We start from the raw sequence: 23,917 nt of genomic DNA on the forward strand, positions 1-23,917 counted from the left end.
TTCATGAACACAACGATGTAAGGAACGCCAACTTGGCGAGAAAGTAGGATGTGCTCACGAGTTTGTGGCATAGGACCATCAGTCGCAGCAACTACTAAGATAGCGCCATCCATTTGAGCAGCACCAGTGATCATGTTTTTAACGTAATCAGCGTGACCAGGACAGTCTACGTGTGCGTAGTGACGAGTTGGTGTATCGTACTCAACGTGAGAAGTTGAGATTGTGATACCACGCTCGCGCTCTTCTGGAGCGTTATCGATTGATGCGAAATCTTTAGCAACACCGCCGTATACTTTTGCAAGTACGTTAGTGATTGCTGCAGTTAGTGTAGTTTTACCGTGGTCAACGTGGCCAATTGTACCAACGTTTACGTGCGGTTTTACGCGTTCAAACTTTTCTTTTGCCATCTTAAAAAATTCCTAATAAAGAAATTAAAGCCTGACTCAGTATTGAGCCAGACAAGCTAAAATCATATAACAGCGCGAGCTGAAATTATTGTATCTGCAACCTGCTTAGAGGCTTCAGCGTACTTCAAAAACTCCATAGAGTATGAGGCACGGCCCTGTGTTGCAGATCGTAAAGCAGTCGCATAACCAAACATTTCAGATAACGGAACATGAGCATTAATTTGCTTAAGTCCACCAAGTGCATCTTCCATGCCTTCGATCATGCCGCGACGACGGTTTAGGTCGCCAACTACATCACCCATGTTTGCTTCAGGAGTGAGTACTTCAACCTTCATTACTGGCTCTAATAAAGCAGGGTTTGCATCTAGCGCACCTTGCTTCATAGCGAGTGAACCTGCTATTTTAAATGCCATTTCATTCGAATCTACATCATGGAATGAACCATCATATAAAGTCGCTTTCACGCCAAGTAATGGGTAGCCTGCCAGTACACCTTGAGCCATTTGCTCTTGGATACCTTTGTCTACCGCAGGGATGTATTCTTTCGGAACTGACCCACCTACGGTTTCGTTAACGAACTCGTAAATCGGGGCTTCATCATCCGAAATATCCATCGGTTCAAGTTTAAGCCAGACGTGACCATATTGACCACGACCACCTGATTGACGTATAAACTTCCCTTCAACTTCAACAGTTGAACGAATAGCTTCTCGGTATGCAACCTGCGGCTTACCAACGTTACATTCAACACTGAATTCACGTTTCATACGGTCGACAATGATATCAAGGTGAAGTTCACCCATGCCAGAGATAATCGTCTGGCCTGATTCTTCGTCAGTTTGTACGCGGAAAGATGGATCTTCTGCCGCTAGTTTACCTAGCGCGATACCCATTTTATCCTGGTCAGCGATTGTGCGAGGCTCAACCGCAACAGAGATAACTGGTTCTGGGAACTCCATACGCTCTAGCGTAATAATAGAATTCGGATCACACAGTGTCTCGCCTGTTGTTACGTCTTTGAGACCAATAGCCGCCGCGATGTCGCCTGCGTAGACTTCTTTGATCTCTTCACGTGAGTTTGAATGCATCTGAACGATACGACCAAGACGCTCACGCTTACTTTTTACTGGGTTATATACCGCGTCACCCTGCTTAACAGTACCAGAGTAAACACGGAAAAAGGTCAAGGTGCCAACAAACGGGTCTGTTGCAATCTTAAAAGCAAGTGCAGCAAACGGCGCTTTATCATCAGCAGGACGCTCTTCCTCGGTACCATCTTCGAGGATACCTTGGATTTGTTTCACTTGTGTTGGTGATGGCATATATTCAACAACGCAATCAAGCACAGCTTGAACGCCTTTGTTTTTAAATGCACTACCACAGGTCATGGGAACAATTTCGTTCGCTAATGTGCGTTGACGCAAAGCATTTTTAATTTCTGCTTCGCTTAACTCTTCACCTTCTAAGTATTTATCCATTAATTCTTCAGAGGCTTCAGCAGCGCTTTCAACTAAATGAGAGCGCCATTCTTCAGCTAAATCCTGAAGTTCTGCCGGTATTGCCTCATAAGAGAAAGTCATACCCTGGTCTTCATCATTCCAGTTAATAGCTTTCATTTTAATAAGGTCAATAACACCTTTAAAGTCGTCTTCAGCGCCAATTGGCAACTGGACTGGAACAGGCGTTGCTCCAAGACGAGATTTCACCTGGCCGACAACCGTTAAGAAGTCAGCGCCTGTGCGATCCATTTTATTTACGAAGATCATTCTCGGAACTTCGTATTTGTTCGCTTGACGCCAAACTGTCTCAGTTTGCGGCTGTACACCCGATGAAGCACAAAGAACAACTACCGCACCATCTAGTACACGTAAAGAACGCTCTACTTCGATAGTGAAATCTACGTGTCCTGGGGTATCAATGATATTGATGCGATGGTTGTCAAATTGCGCGTCCATCCCTTTCCAGAAACACGTTGTTGCAGCAGAAGTGATTGTGATACCACGCTCTTGTTCCTGCTCCATCCAATCCATAGTTGCGGCGCCATCATGTACTTCACCGATCTTATGAGAAAGACCTGTGTAGAACAGAACACGTTCTGTTGTGGTGGTTTTGCCTGCATCTACGTGAGCACAAATACCGATATTGCGGTAACGCTCAAGTGGAGTTGTACGTGCCATAAAATCCTCTTAAAGGTTAAGGACAGATTACCAACGGTAATGAGCGAATGCTTTATTCGCTTCAGCCATACGGTGAACGTCTTCACGTTTCTTAACCGCAGTGCCTTTGTTGTCAGCAGCGTCAACGATTTCTTGAGCTAAACGTAAGCCCATAGATTTTTCGCCACGCTTACGTGCAGCGTCTACTAACCAACGCATACCTAATGCGTTGCGACGTACTGGACGTACTTCAACTGGTACTTGATAAGTTGAACCACCAACACGGCGAGATTTAACCTCTACCTGTGGACGGATATTATCAAGTGCAGTTTCAAAGATTTCTAGGTGCGACTTGCCTGATTTCTCAGCAGCCACGTCTAGCGCACCATAAACGATTTTTTCAGCAGTAGATTTCTTGCCGTCTAACATTACGATGTTAACGAACTTAGCAAGAAGCTCCGATCCGAACTTAGGATCTGGAAGAATTTTACGTTGACCTATTACGCGTCTTCTAGGCATTTTGTATCTCCGGTTTATTCAGGTTTGCTCTTTCGAGTCAATCACCCAAAACAATAATTAATAATATTTAGTGCTTGGCCTTACTAACGGAAAACAATTAGCCTTTAGGGCGTTTTGCACCGTATTTAGAACGAGCTTGACGACGGTCGCTAACGCCTGCACAGTCAAGTGCACCACGTACAGTGTGAAAACGCACACCTGGTAAATCTTTAACACGACCACCACGGATTAGGATTACACTGTGCTCTTGAAGGTTATGACCTTCACCACCGATGTATGAAGTTACTTCGAAACCGTTAGTTAAACGTACACGAGCTACTTTACGTAACGCCGAGTTTGGTTTCTTAGGTGTAGTTGTATATACGCGAGTACATACACCACGCTTTTGCGGACACGCTTTAAGCGCAGCTGAGTTACTTTTAGTAACCTTGCTACGACGTGGCTTACGCACTAGCTGGTTAATAGTTGCCATTTAAATAGCTCCTGAAATTAAAATTACTACTGAAAAAAATAAAAAATCCGCCCTTGTTTTACCAGCATGTTTTAAACGTGCAAGTAAATGGGTGGCGGAATTTTAATGAGCAAAGATTGACCTGTCAACCTAAACCGCTCACAAGGCAGTAGATAACTGCCTTATGAAACTCTAATCTATTGATTAGATTCGGTTTATTGATTTCCAGATAAATCCGCGTTTAAAGCATCAGTGAGTGCTTGAGTTGCCTCTTCCGCACTTACCGTTTGCTCTTCAACAACGTCTTTTTGCTTACGACGAGCCATACGCTCTTGATGATACGCAAAACCGGTACCGGCTGGGATCAATCGACCCACAATTACGTTTTCTTTCAGACCGCGTAGTTCATCGCTCTTACCATTTACAGCGGCTTCTGTTAGGACACGAGTTGTCTCCTGGAACGAGGCTGCTGAGATGAAAGATTCTGTCGCTAGTGATGCTTTTGTGATACCCATTAACTGGATTTCAAACTTAGCTGGGATCTTACCTTGAGCTTCAAGGTCGCGGTTTGCGATATTAACGCGTGCCACTTCAATTTGCTCACCGGCTAAGAACTCAGTATCACCACCGTCTAGAATGATACATTTACGTAGCATTTGACGAATAATAGTTTCAATGTGCTTATCATTGATCTTAACGCCCTGCAAACGATAAACCTCTTGCACTTCGTTAACAATGTAATTAGCAACATGAGTCACACCACGAAGGCGTAAGATGTCATGCGGTGATTCTGGACCATCGGCGATAACTTCACCTTTAGACACTTGTTCACCTTCAAACACGTTAAGCTGACGCCACTTAGGAATCATTTCTTCGTAATGATCGCCTTCAGCTGGTGTAATAACTAAACGTTTCTTACCTTTAGTCTCTTTACCGAAGCTAATAGTACCGGTGATTTCTGCAAGGATTGCAGGATCTTTTGGTTTACGTGCTTCAAATAAGTCGGCTACGCGTGGTAGACCACCCGTGATATCACGAGTTTTCGAACCTTCTTGCGGAATACGTGCTAATACGTCACCTGGGTTTGCAGTCGCGCCGTCTGTTACTTCAATCGTAGTGAATGAAGGAAGACGCGTTTCTTGCAATCCACGCTCATCACTTTCAATGATAAGCTTTGGCTCTTTCGCATTCGCTTTAGCAAGATCTTTAACAACTACACGAGTTAAACCCGTTAGTTCGTCAGTCTGCGCTTCAGTGTTTGAATCATCGATATCGCTGAACGATACTTTTGATTTATGCTCAAGAACGATTGGGTGACTATGCGGGTCCCAAGTAGCAACGATGTCGTTACCTTGAACTTCTGCATTGTCATGCACTGTTAATACCGCACCGTAAGGTACTTTATAACGCTCTTTCTCACGACCATAGCTATCAATGATAGTGATCTCGGTAGAACGAGAGGTAATAACAATCTTACCGTCTGTATTTAATACATATTTAGCGTTGTGAAGTTTTAATGTACCGTTTGTTTTAACTTGTACATTATTCTCAGCAGACGCTCTTGATGCCGCACCACCGATGTGGAAAGTACGCATCGTAAGCTGTGTACCCGGCTCACCGATTGATTGAGCTGCGATAACACCTACTGATTCACCCGCGTTGATGATATGACCACGTGCAAGGTCACGACCATAACACTTAGCACATACACCAAAGTCGTTATCACAGGTGATAACTGAACGTACACGCACTTCATCTACTGAGTGCTCTTCTAAAAGGTCACACAGTTTTTCGTCAAGCATGATATTACGTTCAACAAGTACTGTATTAGTACCTGGTATTACAACATCTTCAGCAACAACACGACCTAGTACACGTTCGCGAAGTGCTTCTACAACGTCACCACCTTCAATTAGCGGTTTCATTGTTAAGCCATCTTCTGTGCCACAATCGTCTTCGTTGATTACCAAATCTTGTGCAACGTCTACTAGACGACGCGTTAGGTAACCCGAGTTTGCTGTTTTCAGTGCAGTATCGGCAAGACCTTTACGCGCACCGTGCGTTGAGATGAAGTACTGAAGTACGTTTAGACCTTCACGGAAGTTAGCCGTGATTGGCGTCTCGATGATTGAACCATCTGGACGTGCCATTAGACCACGCATACCTGCTAGCTGACGGATCTGAGCGGCACTACCACGAGCACCTGAGTCGGCCATCATAAACACTGAGTTAAATGACGGTTGCTCTTCTTCTTCACCTTGCGCATTCACTACGGTGTCTTTTGACAAGTTAGCCATCATTTCACGTGATAGGTTTTCATTTACACGTGACCAGATATCGATAACTTTGTTGTACTTTTCACCAGCCGTAACAAGACCTGATTGGAACTGTTGGTTGATTTCAGTTACTTCAGCTTCTGCTGCTTCAATGATTGATGCTTTCACTGGTGGGATAACTAAGTCATCTATACCAATTGAAACACCTGACTTCATTGCGTAATGGAAACCGGTGTACATAACTTGGTCAGCAAAAACTACTGTGTCTTTTAAACCAAGACGACGGTAACACTCATTTAATAAGCTAGAAATCTGCTTTTTACCTAGGGCTTGGTTGATTGACTCAAACGGCATACCTTTAGGTAAAATAAGAGACAGAATTGCACGACCCACTGTAGTATCAATGATAGTAATTGTATCTTCTACAACACCATCTTCATTCGCCACTGATTGGCTAATACGTACTTTCACTTTTGCGTGAAGGTCGGCATTACCACTACGGTATGCTTTTTCTGCTTCTTTAGGATCTTTAAATACGGTGCCTTCGCCTTTGGCGTTAATGCGGTCACGCGTCATGTAATAAAGACCTAATACAACGTCCTGTGAAGGAACGATGATTGGCTCACCATTAGCAGGCGATAAGATGTTGTTTGTAGACATCATTAACGCACGAGCTTCTAGCTGCGCTTCAATTGTTAGCGGTACGTGTACCGCCATTTGGTCACCATCGAAGTCGGCGTTGTAAGCCGCACATACTAATGGATGCAAATGAATTGCTTTACCTTCGATAAGCACAGGTTCAAACGCTTGGATACCCAAACGGTGAAGTGTTGGTGCACGGTTAAGTAATACTGGATGTTCACGAATTACTTCATCTAGTACATCCCATACTTCCGCTACTTCACGCTCAACCATCTTTTTAGCTGCTTTGATTGTCGTAGCCATGCCGCGACGTTCTAATTTGCCATAGATGAATGGTTTGAAAAGCTCTAATGCCATCTTCTTAGGAAGACCACACTGATGAAGCTTAAGTGTAGGACCAACCGTGATTACAGAACGGCCAGAGTAATCTACACGCTTACCAAGTAAGTTCTGACGGAAACGACCTTGCTTACCTTTGATCATATCAGCAAGCGATTTAAGTGGACGTTTGTTAGAACCTGTAATTGCACGACCACGACGACCGTTATCAAGTAGCGCATCAACCGCTTCTTGTAACATACGTTTTTCGTTGCGTACGATAATATCTGGTGCAGCTAAATCTAGTAGACGCTTAAGACGGTTATTACGGTTAATAACACGACGGTAAAGGTCATTTAGATCAGATGTCGCAAAGCGGCCACCGTCTAGTGGTACTAATGGACGTAAGTCAGGTGGCAATACTGGAAGTACTGTCATGATCATCCACTCAGGGTTATTACCTGATTGGTGGAACGATTCCATTAATTTAAGACGTTTAGTGATCTTTTTACGCTTAGTTTCAGAGTTAATTGTTGGTAACTCTTCACGCATCTCTGCAATTAATTGAGCAAGATCGAGTTCACGAAGCAAGTCTAATACTGCTTCAGCACCCATCTTCGCTTCAAACTCATCACCATGCTCTTCAAGTGCATCTAGGTATTCTTCTTCACCTAATAGCTGACCACGCTCAAGCGTTGTCATACCAGGCTCAGTTACTACGAATGATTCGAAGTAAAGAACACGTTCAATATCACGAAGCGTCATATCAAGCATTAAGCCGATACGTGACGGTAATGATTTTAAAAACCATATATGCGCAACTGGACTTGCCAGTTCTATATGACCCATACGGTCACGACGCACTTTAGTGAGTGTTACTTCAACGCCACACTTTTCACAGATCACACCACGGTGTTTAAGGCGTTTATATTTACCACATAAACACTCATAATCTTTCACTGGGCCGAAAATACGGGCACAGAATAAGCCATCGCGCTCAGGCTTGAAAGTACGGTAGTTAATAGTCTCAGGTTTCTTTACTTCACCGTATGACCATGAACGAACCATGTCTGGTGAAGCAAGACCAATGCGAATTGCATCGAATTCTTCGGTCTTATTTTGTTGCTTCAGAAACTTAAGTAAGTCTTTCACCTTAGCTCTCCTGTCGGAGTTAATCTTGAGGACGGATGTTCTCGTCCCTACATTCTATTCAGCCATAACAGATGCTGCAGCGTTCACTGCAGCAACTAATTGGCTTAATTTTCTTCCAACTCGATGTTGATACCCAGTGAGCGGATTTCTTTCAACAATACGTTGAACGATTCTGGCATACCTGGTTCCATTTTATGGTTACCATCAACGATGTTTTTATACATCTTAGTACGACCGTTCACGTCATCCGATTTCACTGTTAGCATTTCTTGTAGCGTGTAAGCAGCACCGTAAGCTTCAAGTGCCCATACTTCCATCTCACCAAAACGCTGGCCACCGAACTGTGCTTTACCACCCAGCGGCTGCTGAGTAACAAGGCTGTAAGAACCAGTAGAACGCGCGTGCATCTTATCATCAACCAAGTGGTTAAGTTTAAGCATGTACATGTAACCTACAGTTACTTGACGTTCAAACTGATCGCCAGTACGGCCATCATAAAGTGTAACCTGACCACTTCTAGGGTAGCCGCCTAGCTCTAGCATGTCTTTGATTTCGTCTTCTTTCGCGCCATCAAATGCAGGAGTAGCAATCGGTAAACCACCTTTCAAGTTTTCAGCTAAACGACGAATTTCGTCATCAGAGAAACTAGCGATATCCACAACCTGACGAGATTCACCGATCTCATAAGCTTGTTTGATGAATTCACGTAGCTCATGAAGCTCGCGTTGCTCTTTCATCATTTCTTCTAAGCGCTCACCAATACCGCGTGCAGCTAGACCCATATGTGTTTCAAGGATCTGACCGATGTTCATTCGCGATGGTACACCTAGTGGATTTAGTACGATATCTACCGTACGACCTTTGTCATCGTATGGCATATCTTCTACTGGTACGATAGTCGAGATAACACCTTTGTTACCGTGACGACCCGCCATTTTATCACCCGGTTGGATACGACGTTTAACAGCTAAGTATACTTTAACAATTTTAAGTACACCTGGTGCTAAGTCATCACCTTGGGTAATTTTACGACGTTTGTTTTCAAACTTCTTATCGTATTCAGCTTTAAGCTCATCGTACTGTGCAGCTAGTTGCTCAAGTTCAGCTTGCTTGTCTTCTTCAGCAAGGCTTTGAGTTAGTAACTTTTCAGCATTCAGTGACGTTAAGTTGTCTTCATCGAAGCCAGCTGCCACAAGTAACTTGCGAGCACGCTCTAAAACACCAGCTTCTAGAATACGGAACTCTTCGTTGAAGTCTTTCTTCGCTTCGCGAAGCTGCATGTCTTCAACTTCTAACGCACGCTTATCTTTTTCAACACCATCACGGGTGAAAACTTGTACGTCGATTACAGTACCAGTTACAGAGTTAGGTACACGTAAAGAGCTGTCTTTAACGTCAGACGCTTTTTCACCGAAGATAGCACGTAGTAGCTTCTCTTCTGGTGTTAATTGCGTTTCGCCTTTCGGAGTCACTTTACCTACTAGGATATCGCCGCCTTTAACTTCAGCACCAATATATACAACGCCTGATTCATCAAGCTTGCCTAGTGCAGATTCACCCACGTTCGGGATATCTGCTGTGATCTCTTCTGAGCCTAATTTAGTATCACGGGCGATACACTGTAGTTCTTGAATGTGGATAGTCGTTAGACGATCTTCTTCAACTACGCGCTCTGATAGTAAGATTGAATCCTCGAAGTTGTAACCGTTCCATGGCATGAATGCCACGCGAAGGTTTTGACCAAGGGCTAAGTCACCTAAGTCAGTCGAAGGACCATCTGCTAACACATCGCCACGAGTAACCGGTTCACCAACCATACAAGTCGGCTTTTGGTTAATACATGTATTTTGGTTAGAACGTGTGTACTTGGTTAAGTTGTAGATGTCGATGCCCGCTTCACCAGGGATGCGCTCTTCTTCATGTACATTAACAACGATGCGACTTGCGTCGGCATACATTACTTCACCACCACGTTTAGCAACAATCGTTACACCAGAATCTTTTGCTAGTGTTAACTCAATACCTGTACCTACTAACGGTTTGTCCGCTTTCAATGTTGGTACTGCTTGACGTTGCATGTTTGAACCCATCAATGCACGGTTAGCATCATCGTGTTCTAGGAACGGGATAAGTGCTGCCGCTACAGAGATCACCTGTTGTGGTGATACATCCATATATTGCTGGTCCATACGACCCATAAAGGTTGATTCACCTTTGTGACGACATGGAATAAGTTCATCTACAAACTCATTGGTTTCAGTTAAGTTTGAGTTCGCCTGTGCGATAACAAACTGACCTTCTTCAATGGCTGATAGGTAATCAACTTCATCAGTTACTACACCGTCTACCACTTTGCGGTAAGGTGTTTCTAAGAAACCGTAGTCATTGGTACGTGCATACGTAGACAATGAGTTAATTAGACCGATGTTTGGACCCTCAGGAGTCTCGATTGGACATACACGACCGTAGTGAGTTACGTGAACGTCACGTACTTCAAAGCCAGCGCGCTCACGAGTTAGACCGCCCGGACCTAATGCAGAAATACGACGCTTGTGCGTTACTTCTGATAGCGGGTTATTTTGGTCCATAAACTGTGATAACTGAGACGAGCCGAAGAACTCTTTAACTGCTGCCGAAATAGGCTTAGCGTTAATAAGATCTTGTGGCATTACAGCGTCTAGGTCACCTAAGCTTAAGCGCTCACGTACAGCACGTTCTACACGTACTAAACCTACACGGAATTGGTTCTCAGCCATTTCGCCAACACTACGTATACGACGGTTGCCTAAGTGGTCGATATCATCAACATCGCCAACACCGTTACGAATAGCAATCAATACTTTCATAACCGCTACGATGTCTTCTTTGCTTAATGTGCCAGGGCCTGTGTCTGAATCGTAACCAACACGGCTATTGAACTTCATACGACCTACTGTTGATAAGTCATAGCGTTCTTCTGAGAAGAATAAGTTCTCAAATAAGGCTTCAGCCGCGTCTTTCGTCGGTGGCTCGCCTGGGCGCATCATGCGATAAATTTCTACTAGTGCTTCTAAACGGTTGCTTGACGAGTCAATGTTTAATGTATTTGACATGTAAGCGCCGCTGTCTACTTCATTGATATATAATGTATCAATAGTAGTGTGACCTGCTTTAACCAATTCAGCCATCATTTCAAGCGTTAGCTCGTCATTTGCAGTCGCGATGATTTCACCTGTTGACTCATCAACATAGTTCTTCGCTAATACACGGCCAATGATGTACTCATGTGGTACTTCTAATTGATTAATGCCTTTTTTCTCGATGCTCTTGATGTGGCGAGCCGTAACACGACGACCGCTTTCAACAAGGACTTCACCGTCTTCGCTCTTGATATCAAAAGCGGCAGTTTCACCACGTAAACGTGAAGGCACAAGTTCCATAAGAACTTTACCGTCAGCAATTTCAAACGCAGTAGTATCGAAGAAGATATCTAGGATTTCTTCACTCGTATACTCAAGTGCACGTAAGATGATAGACGCCGGTAATTTACGACGACGGTCAATACGTACATATAAGTTATCTTTTGCATCAAATTCGAAGTCTAACCATGAACCACGGTAAGGAATTACGCGTGCGTTATAAAGCACTTTACCTGACGAGTGAGTTTTACCGCGGTCGTTATCAAAGAATACACCAGGGCTACGGTGTAGCTGAGAAACGATAACACGCTCTGTACCATTGATTACAAAAGTACCGGTATCGGTCATGAGCGGAATTTCGCCCATGTAAACTTCTTGCTCTTTAATGTCTTTAACTGTGCCTGGAGCTTCTTTGTCCATTACTACAAGACGCAGTTTCACGCGAAGTGGAGCAGAATAAGTCACACCGCGAATTTGACATTCTTTTACATCGAATACTGGCTCACCAATACGATAACTTACGTATTGAAGCTCAGAATTTCCCGAGTAGCTTTTAATTGGGAACACAGAACGGAAGGCAGCTTCCAAACCATGATCGCCATCAGCGTCCGGGACTAAGAATTTTTTAAACGATTCTAACTGCGTCGACAGTAAGAAAGGTATATCCAAAACTTGTGGACGTTTACCAAAATCCTTACGGATACGTTTCTTTTCAGAATAAGAGTAAGCCATGGGGTTCCTCAGCTTGCTGATCTTTGACCCGACCTGTTCTTGTAAGAACAGACTTAACTGGCATCTATGCCAAGATGTACAACATTTAACTGTTGTTCCAACTTAATCCCATCTCAACACTAGCAAACTATAAAGCGTTGAAATTAAAGAATAAATCAGATTTTATTTGCGCTATAAGAATAGTCGCTCTATAGCGCAAAAAGGCCGGTGATTAAATAATCACCAGCCCTTGCCTGATTTCTCAGGCAGCGAACCTAGCAAAAGCTAGATTACTTAACCTCAACTTCAGCACCAGCTTCAGTAAGTTCTTTAGCAAGAGCTTCAGCTTCTTCCTTAGAAACACCTTCTTTAACTGGAGTTGGAGCAGCTTCAACAAGTGCTTTAGCTTCTTTTAAGCCAAGACCAGTTGCGCCACGAACAGCTTTGATTGCCGCAACTTTATTAGCGCCAGCGCCAGTAAGGATTACGTCAAATTCTGTTTTCTCTTCAGCAGCTTCAGCAGCAGGACCTGCTACCATAGCAGCTGCAGCAGTTACGCCGAATTTTTCTTCCATTGCTTCAACTAGAGCAACAACGTCCATTACTGACATTTCAGCAATTGCGTCAAGGATTTGGTCTTTAGTTACAGACATTACAAATTTCCTAATAATTAACGGACTCTAAGGTCCAAATAAATTTACACCGAAAGGGATTAAGCAGCTTAAAATTAAGCAGCTTGCTCTTCTTTCTGTACACGTACTGCTTCAATTGTTTTACACAATTTACCAGCAGACGCTTCTTTCATAGCGCTCATTAAGCGTGCAACAGCTTCGTCGTATGTAGGTAGAGTTGCAAGCATAGCTGCGTCTACTACATTACCTTCAAAAGCGGCCGTTTTAAGCTCAAATTTCTCATTCTTTTTCGCGAAATCTGAGAAGATACGCGCAGCAGCACCTGGGTGCTCTGATGAGAAAGCAATTAAGCTTGGACCAACAAATGAATCAGATAGGCATTCAAAGTCCGTTCCTTCAAGAGCACGTTTAGCTAGAGTGTTACGGACAACTTTCATCCAAACACCATTTGCACGAGCTTCTTTACGAAGGGCAGTGATTGCACCAACTGTTACACCACGAGAATCTGCAACTACTGCAGATAGAGCACCAGTGGCTGCTTCGTTGACTTCAGCAACAATTGCTTTTTTGCCTTGAAGATTTAAAGCCATGGGTGTTACTCCTGGTTTAATGGGTTACCGTACATCGGCTTCCCTGTTTTACTCTTCCCCACCAATAAAAGTGGAGATGCTTTTTACGGCGAGAGCCAGAAGATTAGGAAAAATCTATCTGGGGATTCACACCGTCTACGTAGGTAATATTAAGGCCGAAGCCGCCTACGGTCTTGGACGGAAGCCCAATTTATCGCGTTGCTCTAAAGCGCTTCGAAATTATGGACTTCAACCCGAATTCTTTACTTTGTGATTAACTAAATTAATCAGCAAAATGGCGCAAAATTATAGTACAAATTTCACGCCATGTAAACACTCAATTAAGCAACAACTGTGCTTAAAGTGCTTTGGTCAACAGAAACACCTGCGCCCATTGTTGTAGAGATAGTTACTTTCTTCAAGTAAACACCTTTAGCTTGAGAAGGTTTAGCCTTCTTAAGTGCAACAATTAGAGCTTCAAGGTTTTGTTGTAACTGCTCAGCAGTGAAATCAACCTTACCAATCGTAGTATGGATGATACCATTTTTGTCATTGCGGTAACGCACTTGACCTGCTTTCGCATTTTTAACTGCTTCTGCAACGTTAGGTGTTACAGTACCAGTTTTAGGGTTTGGCATTAGACCACGTGGGCCTAAGATTTGACCTAGTTGACCAACAACACGCATAGCGTCTGGTGATGCAACAACAACGTCAAAATTCATCTCGCCTTTCTTAACTAGATCAGCAAGATCTTCCATGCCTACAAATTCAGCACCGGCTTCTTTTGCAGCTTCTGCATTAGCGCCTTGAGTGAATACAGCAACACGAACGTCACGACCAGTACCGTTAGGTAGTACAGTCGCACCACGAACGTTTTGATCAGATTTACGAGCATCGATACCAAGGTTAACAGCAACGTCAACACTTTCTACGAATTTAGCTGTCGCTAATTCTTTTAAAAGAGCAACTGCTTCGTTAATTTCGTAATCTTTAGTTACTTCCACTTTTTCGCGGATAGTACGCATACGTTTAGTTAATTTAGCCATTATCTTAGTCCTCTACGTTCAAGCCCATCGCACGCGCAGAACCTGCGATAGTGCGAACCGCAGCTTCTAAATCAGAAGCTGTAAGGTCTGGTTTCTTTGTCTCAACGATTTCTTCAAGTTGAGCACGAGTTACTGTGCCTACTTTTTCAGTGTTAGGACGGCCTGAACCAGATTTGATACCTGCAGCTTTCTTAAGTAAGTAAGCAGCCGGTGGCGTTTTCATGTCGAACGTAAATGAACGGTCGCCGTAAACAGAGATCACTACAGGAACTGGAGCGCCTTTTTCGATAGATTCTGTACGTGCGTTGAACGCTTTACAGAATTCCATGATGTTTACACCGTGTTGACCTAGTGCTGGACCTACTGGAGGACTAGGGTTAGCCATACCAGCAGCAACTTGTAGCTTGATTAGAGCTTCAACTTTCTTAGCCATTATAAATACCTCATTAGGTGGGTCTTAGCCTTGTGCGCGCGAGGACGCGTACTCTAGCGGCTTCCCAGTTTAAAAATTGGTTTCTCACTTTTTAGTAAACAGTTAAACAAACGTTTTCCCTGAATACAAAAAGGCCGCTGATTATAAGTTAATCAGCGGCCTTTTTCAAGCTTCGTGCCAAAAATTAAGAAACTTTTAACACAACGCTTTAAATCAATTACTTATCTTGTTCAACTTGACCAAACTCAAGTTCAACTGGCGTAGAACGACCAAAAATAAGTACCGATACTTTTACACGGCTCTTTTCGTAGTCAACTTCTTCAACCACACCACTAAAGTCTGCAAATGGACCATCAGTAACACGAACCACTTCACCTGGTTCAAATAATGTTGCTGGTTTAGGCGCTTCAGCGTTTTCTTGTAAGCGATTAAGAATGCGATCAGCTTCTTTAGAACTAATTGGTGCAGGACGGTCTGATGTGCCACCAATAAAGCCCATAACACGTTCAGTGCTATTTACTAAGTGCCAGCTTGCATCGTTCATATCCATTTGTACTAGTACGTAACCTGGGAAGAATTTACGCTCAGACTTACGCTTTTGACCAGCACGCATCTCAACTACTTCTTCAGTAGGAACTAATACTTCACCAAAGCTATCTTCTAGGCCTTTGATTTTAATGTGCTCTAATAATGTTTGAGCAACACGCTTCTCATAACCTGAGAAAGCTTGTACTACGTACCAACGTAGTTTCTTTTCGTTATTCTCATCCGACATGGGATCAGATCTCCAATCCAGTTAAAAAGCCTACAGCGCGGAATAAAATGCCATCTAATCCCCAAAGGATAAGTGCCATAATCACTGTTGCAACCATTACGATTAATGTCGTGTGCATTGTTTCTTGACGCGTTGGCCAAATTACTTTGCGTACTTCAATACGCGCTTCTTTAGCAAAAGCAAGGAAGGTACGTCCCTTAAAAGTTTGCGAAGCAATAGCTAAACCCGCCGCTATTGCAACCACAACGCCAATAGCACGTAGTAATACAGACTGATCTGCAAACATATGATTACCAACGACTGCGCCTGCAAGTAGCGCAATTGCTACTAACCACTTTACTGACTCCATCCCACTTGATGGTGTTTCTATATTCGTGCTCATAATATTATTACCTTAACTACAGACACAACAACCCTGCACGTCGACAGGGTTAATCCATTAAAATCTAAACTTAAAAACAAGCTTATTCAAACCAATTTTTAGTTCTAGACTTTATTCACTTGTAAAAATTGGCAGGGGCGGAGAGATTCGAACTCCCAACCGTCGGTTTTGGAGACCGCTGTTCTACCAATTGGAACTACGCCCCTGCAAAGTGGATGCCTATTATACTTACGCAATTCATTAACACAAGAGTAAAGATAGTCATCTGATAAAATCTTCACTGTTAATAAGTTTATAGGCCTGATAATCAAATTAATCCTGTGGCTTTCATCCGTTAGAAACATTTAATACGTATTAGTCAAATCACTTTTTAATGATCCACTCGTAATAACTCACCGCGATAAAAATCACACAATAACCATATTTGTTCAAATTGATGGGTATTTGGAAAACATACTTTTTTGACTGCCGCTTCAAAGTCGCTCTTATGCCAAATAGTACTAGCGTTACGAATTAACAACCACGTACGCTTTGAATAATAACGCTTAGTCGCTTTTTGTTTTAATAAGCGCTCCAACGCTGATTGCAACCGGTGTTCGCTTGGTTGTTGCGCCATGTCGGCTAAATCACGCTGCATTTGTATCGACAGTGGCCGGCCTAACACGGCCATGGCTTCCGTTTCACTGGCATATAAATGCGCCACCTCTATATCGAGTTGCTGATTTTCTTGATAACAGCTTACATCGGGTCTATTCGGTTCATTGTGCCAAATATGGCGCATGTGAATTCCCGTTTGTTGTTCATAACATCGCAAAAACAACTTGGCCGCATCGTGCTCTGATTGTTGTTTTTCGGCATCACTGCTGCGCTTCATTCAACACCTTATAAACGTCATTTAACAGCGATGAGGCGCCAAACCTAAATGTATCTGGTGCTAAATAATCATGCCCCATAATCTCGGTTGCTAGGTGCAAATAAGCATTTGCATCTACTGTTGTTTTGATTCCACCTGCAGCCTTAAAACCTACTCGCTTTGATGATTTTTTGATGGTTTTAAGCATTATTTCAGTTGCTTCAAGCGTGGCATTCACCGCGACTTTTCCTGTACTGGTTTTTACAAAATCAGCCCCGCCTTGGATGGCAAGTTCGGTTGCTTGAGTAATAAATGCTACCGTTTTTAGCTCGCCAGTTTCAATGATCACTTTGAGCTTAGCACGGCTGCCACATACCTTTTTACTCTCACTCACGTATTCCAGCACGGTATCTACTTCACCTTTTAAAAGTGCTTTATAAGGAATAACTAGATCAATTTCATCGGCCCCACGCTCTAAAGCTATTAGCGTTTCATTAAGCACTTCATTGAGTGGCGCATCACCAGAGGGAAAGTTAGTTACAGTGGCCACCTTTACATGGCTCAATAAGCGATTAGCAAGTGCTATTTTAGCGTCATCAACAAATTCACTAAACACACAAAGCGCAGCAGGCGTGCCTAGCTTAGGATTTATACTGTTTACTAATGCGTTAATACTGGCTTGACTATCATCAGTGTTTAAACTGGTTAAGTCCATTAAGCTAACGGCTAGCGTGGCGTTTTGAGTATTGTATGTCATTTTATGCCTATGAAATTGTGTGACCTTAAACTATATAAGCATCATAGCTTAAACTTGCTATAGTTCATAACCAAACACTATAAGCGCGTTTTTTATACTAAACGTCACCCTACCCCTTACTAAATACGATTTAGAACTAAAAAACATAATTGATATAACTTTTAAGAATAACAACTAAGATTTAATTATTTTTTACTTATCAATAGCCACTATATTCTGTTTCTCAGTTAAACACTTTATTATTTTTTAGGGGCGTTATTCAGTGCAATATTTACCTATCTTTACCAAACTCGACAACAAACCCGTATTGGTTGTTGGCGGTGGAGAGGTTGCCTTGCGAAAATGCCGTGCGTTTTTAAAAGCACGCGCCAATGTAACGCTAGTTGCCCCTTGGTTTTGCGAAGAATTAAAAGAACATGCGCACAACAATGAAGTTACTTTAATAGATGCCTATTTTGAAGAGTCACATCTTGATGGCAAAATTTTGATTATTGCCGCCACCGACAATGATGAAGTTAATAATACGGTTTTTGAACTCGCCAATGCACGTAATGTGTTTGTGAACGTGGTGGATGATCAACCTAAATGTACCTTTATTTTTCCCTCTATTGTTGATCGCAACCCAATTACCATAGCGATTTCAAGTGCAGGTACCGCACCGGTATTAGCAAGACGTTTACGTGAAAAGCTCGAAACTCTAATCCCGCAGCATATCGGCCCACTCGCTAACTTGGTCGGTGGCTTTCGCCATAAAGTAAAGCAACGCTTTAAACATTTTGCTGATCGTCGCCAATTTTGGGAAGGCGTGTTTGATTCATCAGTAGTAAGCAAAGTCCAAACCGGTGATACCCATGGCGCTGAGCAACAACTAGAGCAAATGCTAGATGCCAAAGTTGAACCAGAAGGCGAAGTATACGTAGTCGGTGCAGGCCCAGGCGACCCGGAGCTACTCACCCTAAAAGCGCTGCAACTAATGCAACAAGCCGATGTGGTGGTATATGATTACTTGGTATCCGATGAAATTATGGAATTAGTGCGTCGCGATGCCGATTTAATCTGTGTGGGTAAGCGCTTAGGCAATCACAGCGTAGCTCAAGAAGATACAAATAAGATGTTGGTTGATTTAGCACAACAAGGTAAAAAAGTGTGCCGAATTAAAGGGGGTGACCCATTTATTTATGGCCGTGGTGGCGAAGAAGTACAAGTACTGGCAGCCAATAACGTAAATTACCAAATAGTGCCAGGTATAACGGCAGCCGCCGGATGTAGTGCCTACGCAGGTATTCCTTTAACGCATCGCGACCATGCTCAGGCTATTCAGTTTGTTACCGGACACTGTAAAAAAGAAGGCCAAGAGCTTAATTGGCAGTCGCTTGCACAAAAAAACCAAACACTGGCTATTTATATGGGGGTAATTAAATCGCCGCATATTCAAGCCGAGCTATTAAAACATGGGCGAGCAGCAACAACACCAGTGGCCATAATTGAAAACGGTACACGCAAAAATCAACGTGTTGTCACAGGACAGTTAGGCCAATTAGCGCAGCTCATTGAGCAGCATCAAATTATTTCACCCGCGTTACTGATTATTGGTGAAGTAGCTTCGCTGCATCAAGAATTACACTGGTTTGGTGAAAAAGCGCAGATCAGTAGCTTTGCTCAACCGCTTACAGACGTGGCGTAATTTAACAGATTTTAATTTAATAATTTTAGTAGGACGACCAACAATGGCTTTAACTCACCTTCAGCAACTTGAAGCTGAAAGTATCAAAATCATGCGCGAAGTCGCCGCTGAGTTTGAGAACCCAGTTATGCTTTACTCAATCGGTAAAGACTCATCGGTACTTTTGCACTTAGCTCGTAAAGCATTTTACCCTGCAAAAATTCCGTTTCCGTTATTACACGTAGACACCAACTGGAAGTTTCGTGAAATGATTGAGTTTCGCGACCGTTTAGCCAAAGAGTATGGCTTTGATTTAATCGTACACAAAAACCCTGAAGGCATCGAAATGGGTGTAGGCCCATTTACCCATGGTTCGGGTAAACATACCGATATCATGAAAACTCAAGGGCTAAAGCAAGCGCTCAATAAATACGGTTTTGACGCCGCATTTGGTGGCGCACGTCGTGATGAAGAGAAATCACGGGCTAAAGAGCGCGTGTATTCATTTCGTGATAAACACCATCGCTGGGATCCTAAAAACCAACGTCCTGAGCTTTGGAATACCTATAACAGCCAAGTGAATCCAGGTGAAAGTATTCGTGTATTCCCGCTGTCTAACTGGACTGAACTAGATATTTGGCAATACATATATCAAGAAAATATCGAAATGGTGCCACTTTACCTTGCTAAAGAGCGCCCTGTAGTAGAGCGCGATGGTACTTTAATTATGGTTGATGACGATCGCATGCCACTTAATGAAGGTGAAGTACCGCAAATGAAGTCGGTTCGCTTTCGAACCTTAGGCTGTTATCCACTCACTGGCGCAGTTGAATCAACGGCCAGCAATCTAACCGAAATTATTGAAGAAATGCTGCTTTCATCGTCATCTGAACGTGAAGGTCGAGTGATTGATCATGATTCAGCAGGCTCTATGGAGAAGAAAAAACGTGAGGGGTATTTCTAATGTCTAACCTAAATAACGATACATTTAATGAAGTAAAAGAAATTGGTATAGACGCTTACCTAGCACGTCAACAAGATAAAAGCTTATTGCGTATGCTGACTTGTGGCAGTGTGGATGACGGTAAATCAACCCTCATTGGCCGCCTATTACACGACAGTCACCAAATTTATGAAGATCAGCTAGCCGCGCTTCATAAAGATAACGAAAAAGTGGGTAACGCCGGTGAAGATCTTGATTTAGCACTGTTAGTAGATGGCCTACAAGCTGAGCGTGAGCAAGGCATAACAATTGACGTAGCGTACCGTTACTTTTCAACCGCTAAGCGTAAGTTTATTATTGCCGACACCCCTGGGCATGAGCAGTACACCCGTAACATGGTAACGGGTGCATCAACCAGTGATGTTGCCATTATTTTAGTGGATGCACGTTATGGCGTGCAGGTACAAACTAAGCGTCATAGCTTTATTTGTGACTCATTAGGTATTAAGCAGTTCGTGGTTGCGGTTAACAAAATGGACATTGTTGATTTTGATGAAACCGTTTATGAAAAAATTAAAGCCGATTATTTAAAATTTGCCGAGCAACTTAACGTATCAAATATTAAGTTTGTGCCTATGTCGGCGCTTAAAGGCGATAACGTAGTAACTCGCTCTGCACACACTCCTTATTACACCGACAAACCATTGCTTGAGCTGTTAGAAGATTCACCAGCCGCTGAAATCGACACCGGTTTTGAAGCGCGTCTTCCGGTGCAATACGTGGTACGCCCTAATCTAAACTTCCGTGGTTTTCAAGGCACGCTTACATCGGGTAAATTACGTGTAGGTGATGAAGTAAAGGCACTGCCTTCAGGTAAAACATCACATATTAAAGAAATTGTTACTTTTGATGGCAACCTAGATACTGCACAAGCTGGCCAAGCAATCACGGTTACTCTTAATACTGAAATAGATATTAGCCGAGGGGATGTGATTGTACCGGCAAACTCGCAAGCTCAAGTAACCAACCAGTTACAGGCTAAAATTGTGTGGATGCACGAATCGCCATTAGTACTCGGTAAAAGCTACAACCTTAAACTTGGCAGCAAAAACACCTCGGCCACGGTCACAAAAATTGACCACACAATTGATGTAAACACCCTAGAGCATGGCAGCGCAGATTCATTACAGTTAAACGAAATTGCGATTGTAACACTGGAGCTGACCGAGACTATTTTAGCGGATCAGTACCATCACAATCATGAAACTGGTTCGTTTATTCTTATTGACCGTTTATCAAACTTAACGGTTGCAGCAGGAATGATAGAGCAAGTACTGCAAAGTGAAGAAAATGCGGGTAAATTTAGCGACTTTGAAGTTGAATTTAATGCCCTCGTACGCAAGCACTTTCCACATTGGCAAGCGCTTGATATTTCAAAGCTATAACATTAATGAACGCCTGTTAGGAACATTTAAAGCATGGTAGAACAGCTCATTTTAACAGGCATTATGTTGCTTTTAGTCGGGTGCCTGTTTGGCACCCGTATTAATCCTGCGTGGTTATTTGTCAGTGCCATAGGCACCAGCTACCTAGCGGGGTTAATTGACTTAGAAAGCATGCTGGTTAATTATACTAACCCGTCATTAATCACCTTAGTGTTATTAATTTTAGTGTCGATAGCGATAGAAAAAACCACGCTTATTCAACGCTTAGCTAAATCGTTATCCAGTGGCAGTTTAGTTAAATCAGTGACCAAGCTTGGGCTTTCTACGGCATTTTTGTCTTCCTTTACTAACAATACTGCGGTGGTTGCTTCTTTAATTACCGCTATAAAAGATAACCCAAACCACTCCCCTTCAAAGCTGTTGCTACCCTTGTCGTACACCGCAATTTTAGGCGGTACTATTACACTCATCGGTACCTCTACTAACTTAATCGTAAATGGCTTTGCAGTAGATGCGGGGATGGCGCCATTAGGCTTTTTTGATTTTACATTAGTGGGTTTAGGCGCACTCAGTGTTGGCTTAATCACTATTTTGGTGATGCTAAAATGCCTGCCCGACAACGGTAAAAATAGCCAAGAAGTGGTGCCTTTTTATTTAGAAGGGAAAGTACAAACCGGCTCTAAACTAATAAACCGCACCGTAGAAGAAAACGGCTTACGCGATTTAAAAGACTTGTTTTTGGCTGAAATTATTCGCGATGGCAACCGCATTTGCGCCGTGACCCCCCAACATATTATTCAACAAGACGACATACTGCTGTTTGTAGGCGATATAAAGTCGGTACCTTTGCTCACTCGCTTTGATGGATTAAAAGTAGTGCACGACAAACACGAGAAAGATATTGAACACCTCGTTGAAGTTGTGGTTAGCCAGTCGTCTAAGTTAATTGGTAAAACGGTAAAAGAAGCCCGTTTTAGAGAGCTATTTCATGCGGCCGTTATTGCTATTCGCCGTGGGCATGACCGTTTACAAGGTGGGCTTGGCCAAGTACGCTTACAAGCGGGTGATTCATTAATCCTCGCACCAGGAAAAAGCTTTTATAGCCTCACGAACTTAAAACGCGAATTTGTGTATATTTCAGGGCTTGATTTACAAAACCACCTCGATGCAAAACAATCAAACATTGTATTGTTAAGTTTTGCAGGTGTGCTGGGGTTAAGTATTTTAGGCGCCGTGCCCCTGGTTAAAGGCTTGTTAGTGTTACTTATTGGCCTAATGCTGTGTGGTACTATCAAACTAAGCGAGATAAAACGCCGCTTTCCTATTGAGTTACTTGCTGTCGTGGGCAGTGCCATAGGTTTAGCTAAGCTGATGATAGGCACTGGCCTTGCTGGGCAAATATCAGACGCCATGTTTGTAGTGCTAGGCGACTTTGGCCCGTATGGCGCGTTTATCGCTATATTTTTAATGACGGTGTTATTTACCGAATTAATCACCAATAATGCCGCAGCAGCGCTATCGTTTCCGGTTGCCTACTCACTAGCCATTGGCTTTAACGTAGAACCTTTACCGTTTATTATGGCGGTTGCATTTGGCGCTTCAGCCAGCTTTATTTCACCTTTTGGCTATCAAACTAACCTAATGGTTTATAGCGCAGGTAACTACCGACTAAAAGACTATGTAATGATGGGGCTACCGCTTTCTATTATTTATTCAATCACCGTACTAACTTTGATCCCGCTGGTATTTCCGTTTTAATGCCCGCGCTTATAGCATAAAGAGACACAGCAAATGGATAACAATATTGTTTGGCATAATTACGCCACTACTAAAATGCAGCGCAGTGAACAAAAAAAGCATAAGAGCGCTATTATATGGTTTACTGGTTTTTCTGGCTCAGGTAAAAGCACCGTTGCGAATGCACTAGAAGCAGCACTCAATCAGCAAGGCGCACACACCTATTTACTTGATGGCGACAATGTACGCCATGGTTTATGTAAAGATTTAGGCTTTAGTGATGCAGACCGCGTTGAAAATATCCGCCGTGTAGGCGAAACAGCCAAGCTAATGGTTGATGCTGGTTTGTTAGTCCTTACTGCGTTTATATCTCCTTTTAAAGCTGAACGTGACATGGTTCGTGAGTTAGTTGATGAGGGTGAATTTATCGAAGTTTTTATCGACACCCCTCTTGAGGTGTGTGAAAGTCGCGACCCAAAAGGCTTATATAAAAAGGCACGCGCCGGTGAAATTAAACACTTTACTGGGGTTGATTCAACTTACCAGCCGCCGGTTAATCCTGAAATAATTTTAGATACCAGTAAAAACACCCTAGACCAATCAGTAGCTCAACTGATAACGTATCTAAAACATCAGCATATACTATAGGCCC

Annotated in this window: 19 protein-coding genes and 1 tRNA gene; 5 read left to right on the top strand and 15 right to left on the bottom strand. The window is 43.0% G+C overall.

The genetic code is table 11. The features are described 5' to 3' along the window. From MTN97_RS09365 to deoC, 15 genes are all read right to left on the bottom strand, one after another. Positions 1–407: GTP-binding protein (locus MTN97_RS09365; RefSeq protein ID WP_248474257.1), on the bottom strand; the 407-nt coding region annotated here is incomplete at its 3' end. A gap of 62 nt (positions 408–469) precedes the next feature. Continuing rightward, positions 470–2,584, bottom strand: a complete 2,115-nt coding sequence (fusA, locus tag MTN97_RS09370; RefSeq protein WP_248474258.1) for an elongation factor G — start codon at positions 2,582–2,584, stop codon at positions 470–472. A 27-nt stretch (positions 2,585–2,611) separates the two neighbouring features. Further along, the gene (gene rpsG, locus MTN97_RS09375; RefSeq protein ID WP_010392135.1) at positions 2,612–3,082 is read right to left on the bottom strand and encodes a 30S ribosomal protein S7; all 471 of its coding nucleotides are present in this window, start codon (positions 3,080–3,082) and stop codon (positions 2,612–2,614) included. A gap of 97 nt (positions 3,083–3,179) precedes the next feature. Further along, positions 3,180–3,554, bottom strand: coding sequence for a 30S ribosomal protein S12 (gene rpsL, locus MTN97_RS09380; protein ID WP_002958885.1), 375 nt, complete (start codon positions 3,552–3,554; stop codon positions 3,180–3,182). Positions 3,555–3,748: 194 nt separating this feature from the next. Then, on the bottom strand, positions 3,749–7,921 hold the full coding sequence (gene rpoC, locus MTN97_RS09385) for a DNA-directed RNA polymerase subunit beta' (RefSeq protein ID WP_036981021.1): 4,173 nt from the start codon (positions 7,919–7,921) through the stop codon (positions 3,749–3,751). A gap of 104 nt (positions 7,922–8,025) precedes the next feature. Next, positions 8,026–12,051 (bottom strand): DNA-directed RNA polymerase subunit beta, encoded by a 4,026-nt coding sequence (gene rpoB / locus MTN97_RS09390; protein ID WP_138626639.1) that lies wholly within the window; start codon positions 12,049–12,051, stop codon positions 8,026–8,028. Between the two features lie 269 nt (positions 12,052–12,320). Continuing rightward, a complete protein-coding gene (gene rplL, locus MTN97_RS09395) occupies positions 12,321–12,683 on the bottom strand; it encodes a 50S ribosomal protein L7/L12 (RefSeq protein ID WP_016710549.1) in 363 nt (120 codons plus the stop codon). A gap of 74 nt (positions 12,684–12,757) precedes the next feature. Then, positions 12,758–13,252 (bottom strand): 50S ribosomal protein L10, encoded by a 495-nt coding sequence (gene rplJ, locus MTN97_RS09400; RefSeq protein ID WP_036981014.1) that lies wholly within the window; start codon positions 13,250–13,252, stop codon positions 12,758–12,760. A 320-nt stretch (positions 13,253–13,572) separates the two neighbouring features. Continuing rightward, on the bottom strand, positions 13,573–14,277 hold the full coding sequence (gene rplA / locus MTN97_RS09405) for a 50S ribosomal protein L1 (RefSeq protein WP_036981010.1): 705 nt from the start codon (positions 14,275–14,277) through the stop codon (positions 13,573–13,575). Between the two features lie 4 nt (positions 14,278–14,281). Continuing rightward, positions 14,282–14,710, bottom strand: a complete 429-nt coding sequence (rplK, locus tag MTN97_RS09410) for a 50S ribosomal protein L11 (protein WP_008108462.1) — start codon at positions 14,708–14,710, stop codon at positions 14,282–14,284. Between the two features lie 217 nt (positions 14,711–14,927). Beyond that, entirely contained in the window at positions 14,928–15,485 is a 558-nt protein-coding gene (nusG, locus tag MTN97_RS09415; protein WP_013463844.1) for a transcription termination/antitermination protein NusG, read from the bottom strand. 4 nt (positions 15,486–15,489) lie between these two features. Further along, entirely contained in the window at positions 15,490–15,867 is a 378-nt protein-coding gene (gene secE, locus MTN97_RS09420; protein WP_036981008.1) for a preprotein translocase subunit SecE, read from the bottom strand. A 129-nt stretch (positions 15,868–15,996) separates the two neighbouring features. After that, positions 15,997–16,073 (bottom strand) — tRNA-Trp (locus MTN97_RS09425). A gap of 164 nt (positions 16,074–16,237) precedes the next feature. After that, a complete protein-coding gene (locus MTN97_RS09430; RefSeq protein WP_248474259.1) occupies positions 16,238–16,741 on the bottom strand; it encodes a hypothetical protein in 504 nt (167 codons plus the stop codon). Next, positions 16,725–17,477, bottom strand: coding sequence for a deoxyribose-phosphate aldolase (gene deoC, locus MTN97_RS09435; RefSeq protein ID WP_214552134.1), 753 nt, complete (start codon positions 17,475–17,477; stop codon positions 16,725–16,727). The genes MTN97_RS09430 and deoC overlap by 17 nt, the downstream gene beginning before the upstream one ends. Before the next feature lie 262 nt (positions 17,478–17,739). Here deoC and cysG point away from each other — a divergent pair, with 262 nt between their 5' ends. The 5 genes from cysG to cysC are packed head-to-tail and all read left to right on the top strand — an operon-like array spanning position 17,740 to position 23,913. Next, the gene (gene cysG, locus MTN97_RS09440; RefSeq protein ID WP_248474260.1) at positions 17,740–19,161 is read left to right on the top strand and encodes a siroheme synthase CysG; all 1,422 of its coding nucleotides are present in this window, start codon (positions 17,740–17,742) and stop codon (positions 19,159–19,161) included. A gap of 43 nt (positions 19,162–19,204) precedes the next feature. After that, on the top strand, positions 19,205–20,104 hold the full coding sequence (gene cysD / locus MTN97_RS09445; RefSeq protein WP_008108450.1) for a sulfate adenylyltransferase subunit CysD: 900 nt from the start codon (positions 19,205–19,207) through the stop codon (positions 20,102–20,104). Further along, on the top strand, positions 20,104–21,528 hold the full coding sequence (gene cysN, locus MTN97_RS09450; RefSeq protein ID WP_069440243.1) for a sulfate adenylyltransferase subunit CysN: 1,425 nt from the start codon (positions 20,104–20,106) through the stop codon (positions 21,526–21,528). Before cysD ends, cysN begins: the two co-directional genes overlap by 1 nt. Before the next feature lie 33 nt (positions 21,529–21,561). Then, positions 21,562–23,286, top strand: coding sequence for an SLC13 family permease (locus MTN97_RS09455; protein ID WP_248474261.1), 1,725 nt, complete (start codon positions 21,562–21,564; stop codon positions 23,284–23,286). Positions 23,287–23,319: 33 nt separating this feature from the next. Further along, positions 23,320–23,913 carry an adenylyl-sulfate kinase gene (gene cysC, locus MTN97_RS09460; protein WP_248474262.1) on the top strand — a complete coding sequence of 198 codons (594 nt, stop codon included), beginning with the start codon at positions 23,320–23,322 and terminating at the stop codon, positions 23,911–23,913. Positions 23,914–23,917: the final 4 nt, after the last annotated feature.

It is taken from the genome of Pseudoalteromonas sp. 2CM36K (assembly GCF_023161865.1).
Classification (GTDB): Bacteria; Pseudomonadota; Gammaproteobacteria; order Enterobacterales; family Alteromonadaceae; genus Pseudoalteromonas; species Pseudoalteromonas tetraodonis.

Bases quoted from the DNA above. Each gene is read 5' to 3' on its own strand.
- MTN97_RS09455 (WP_248474261.1), top strand. From the start codon at position 21,562: ATGGTAGAACAGCTCATTTTAACAGGCATTATGTTGCTTTTAGTCGGG.
- cysC (WP_248474262.1), top strand. From the start codon at position 23,320: ATGGATAACAATATTGTTTGGCATAATTACGCCACTACTAAAATGCAG.
- rpoB (WP_138626639.1), bottom strand. From the start codon at position 12,051: ATGGCTTACTCTTATTCTGAAAAGAAACGTATCCGTAAGGATTTTGGT.
- rplL (WP_016710549.1), bottom strand. From the start codon at position 12,683: ATGTCTGTAACTAAAGACCAAATCCTTGACGCAATTGCTGAAATGTCA.
- rplA (WP_036981010.1), bottom strand. From the start codon at position 14,277: ATGGCTAAATTAACTAAACGTATGCGTACTATCCGCGAAAAAGTGGAA.
- cysD (WP_008108450.1), top strand. From the start codon at position 19,205: ATGGCTTTAACTCACCTTCAGCAACTTGAAGCTGAAAGTATCAAAATC.
- secE (WP_036981008.1), bottom strand. From the start codon at position 15,867: ATGAGCACGAATATAGAAACACCATCAAGTGGGATGGAGTCAGTAAAG.
- rplJ (WP_036981014.1), bottom strand. From the start codon at position 13,252: ATGGCTTTAAATCTTCAAGGCAAAAAAGCAATTGTTGCTGAAGTCAAC.
- rpsG (WP_010392135.1), bottom strand. From the start codon at position 3,082: ATGCCTAGAAGACGCGTAATAGGTCAACGTAAAATTCTTCCAGATCCT.
- rplK (WP_008108462.1), bottom strand. From the start codon at position 14,710: ATGGCTAAGAAAGTTGAAGCTCTAATCAAGCTACAAGTTGCTGCTGGT.
- cysN (WP_069440243.1), top strand. From the start codon at position 20,104: ATGTCTAACCTAAATAACGATACATTTAATGAAGTAAAAGAAATTGGT.
- nusG (WP_013463844.1), bottom strand. From the start codon at position 15,485: ATGTCGGATGAGAATAACGAAAAGAAACTACGTTGGTACGTAGTACAA.
- MTN97_RS09430 (WP_248474259.1), bottom strand. From the start codon at position 16,741: ATGAAGCGCAGCAGTGATGCCGAAAAACAACAATCAGAGCACGATGCG.
- fusA (WP_248474258.1), bottom strand. From the start codon at position 2,584: ATGGCACGTACAACTCCACTTGAGCGTTACCGCAATATCGGTATTTGT.
- rpsL (WP_002958885.1), bottom strand. From the start codon at position 3,554: ATGGCAACTATTAACCAGCTAGTGCGTAAGCCACGTCGTAGCAAGGTT.
- deoC (WP_214552134.1), bottom strand. From the start codon at position 17,477: ATGACATACAATACTCAAAACGCCACGCTAGCCGTTAGCTTAATGGAC.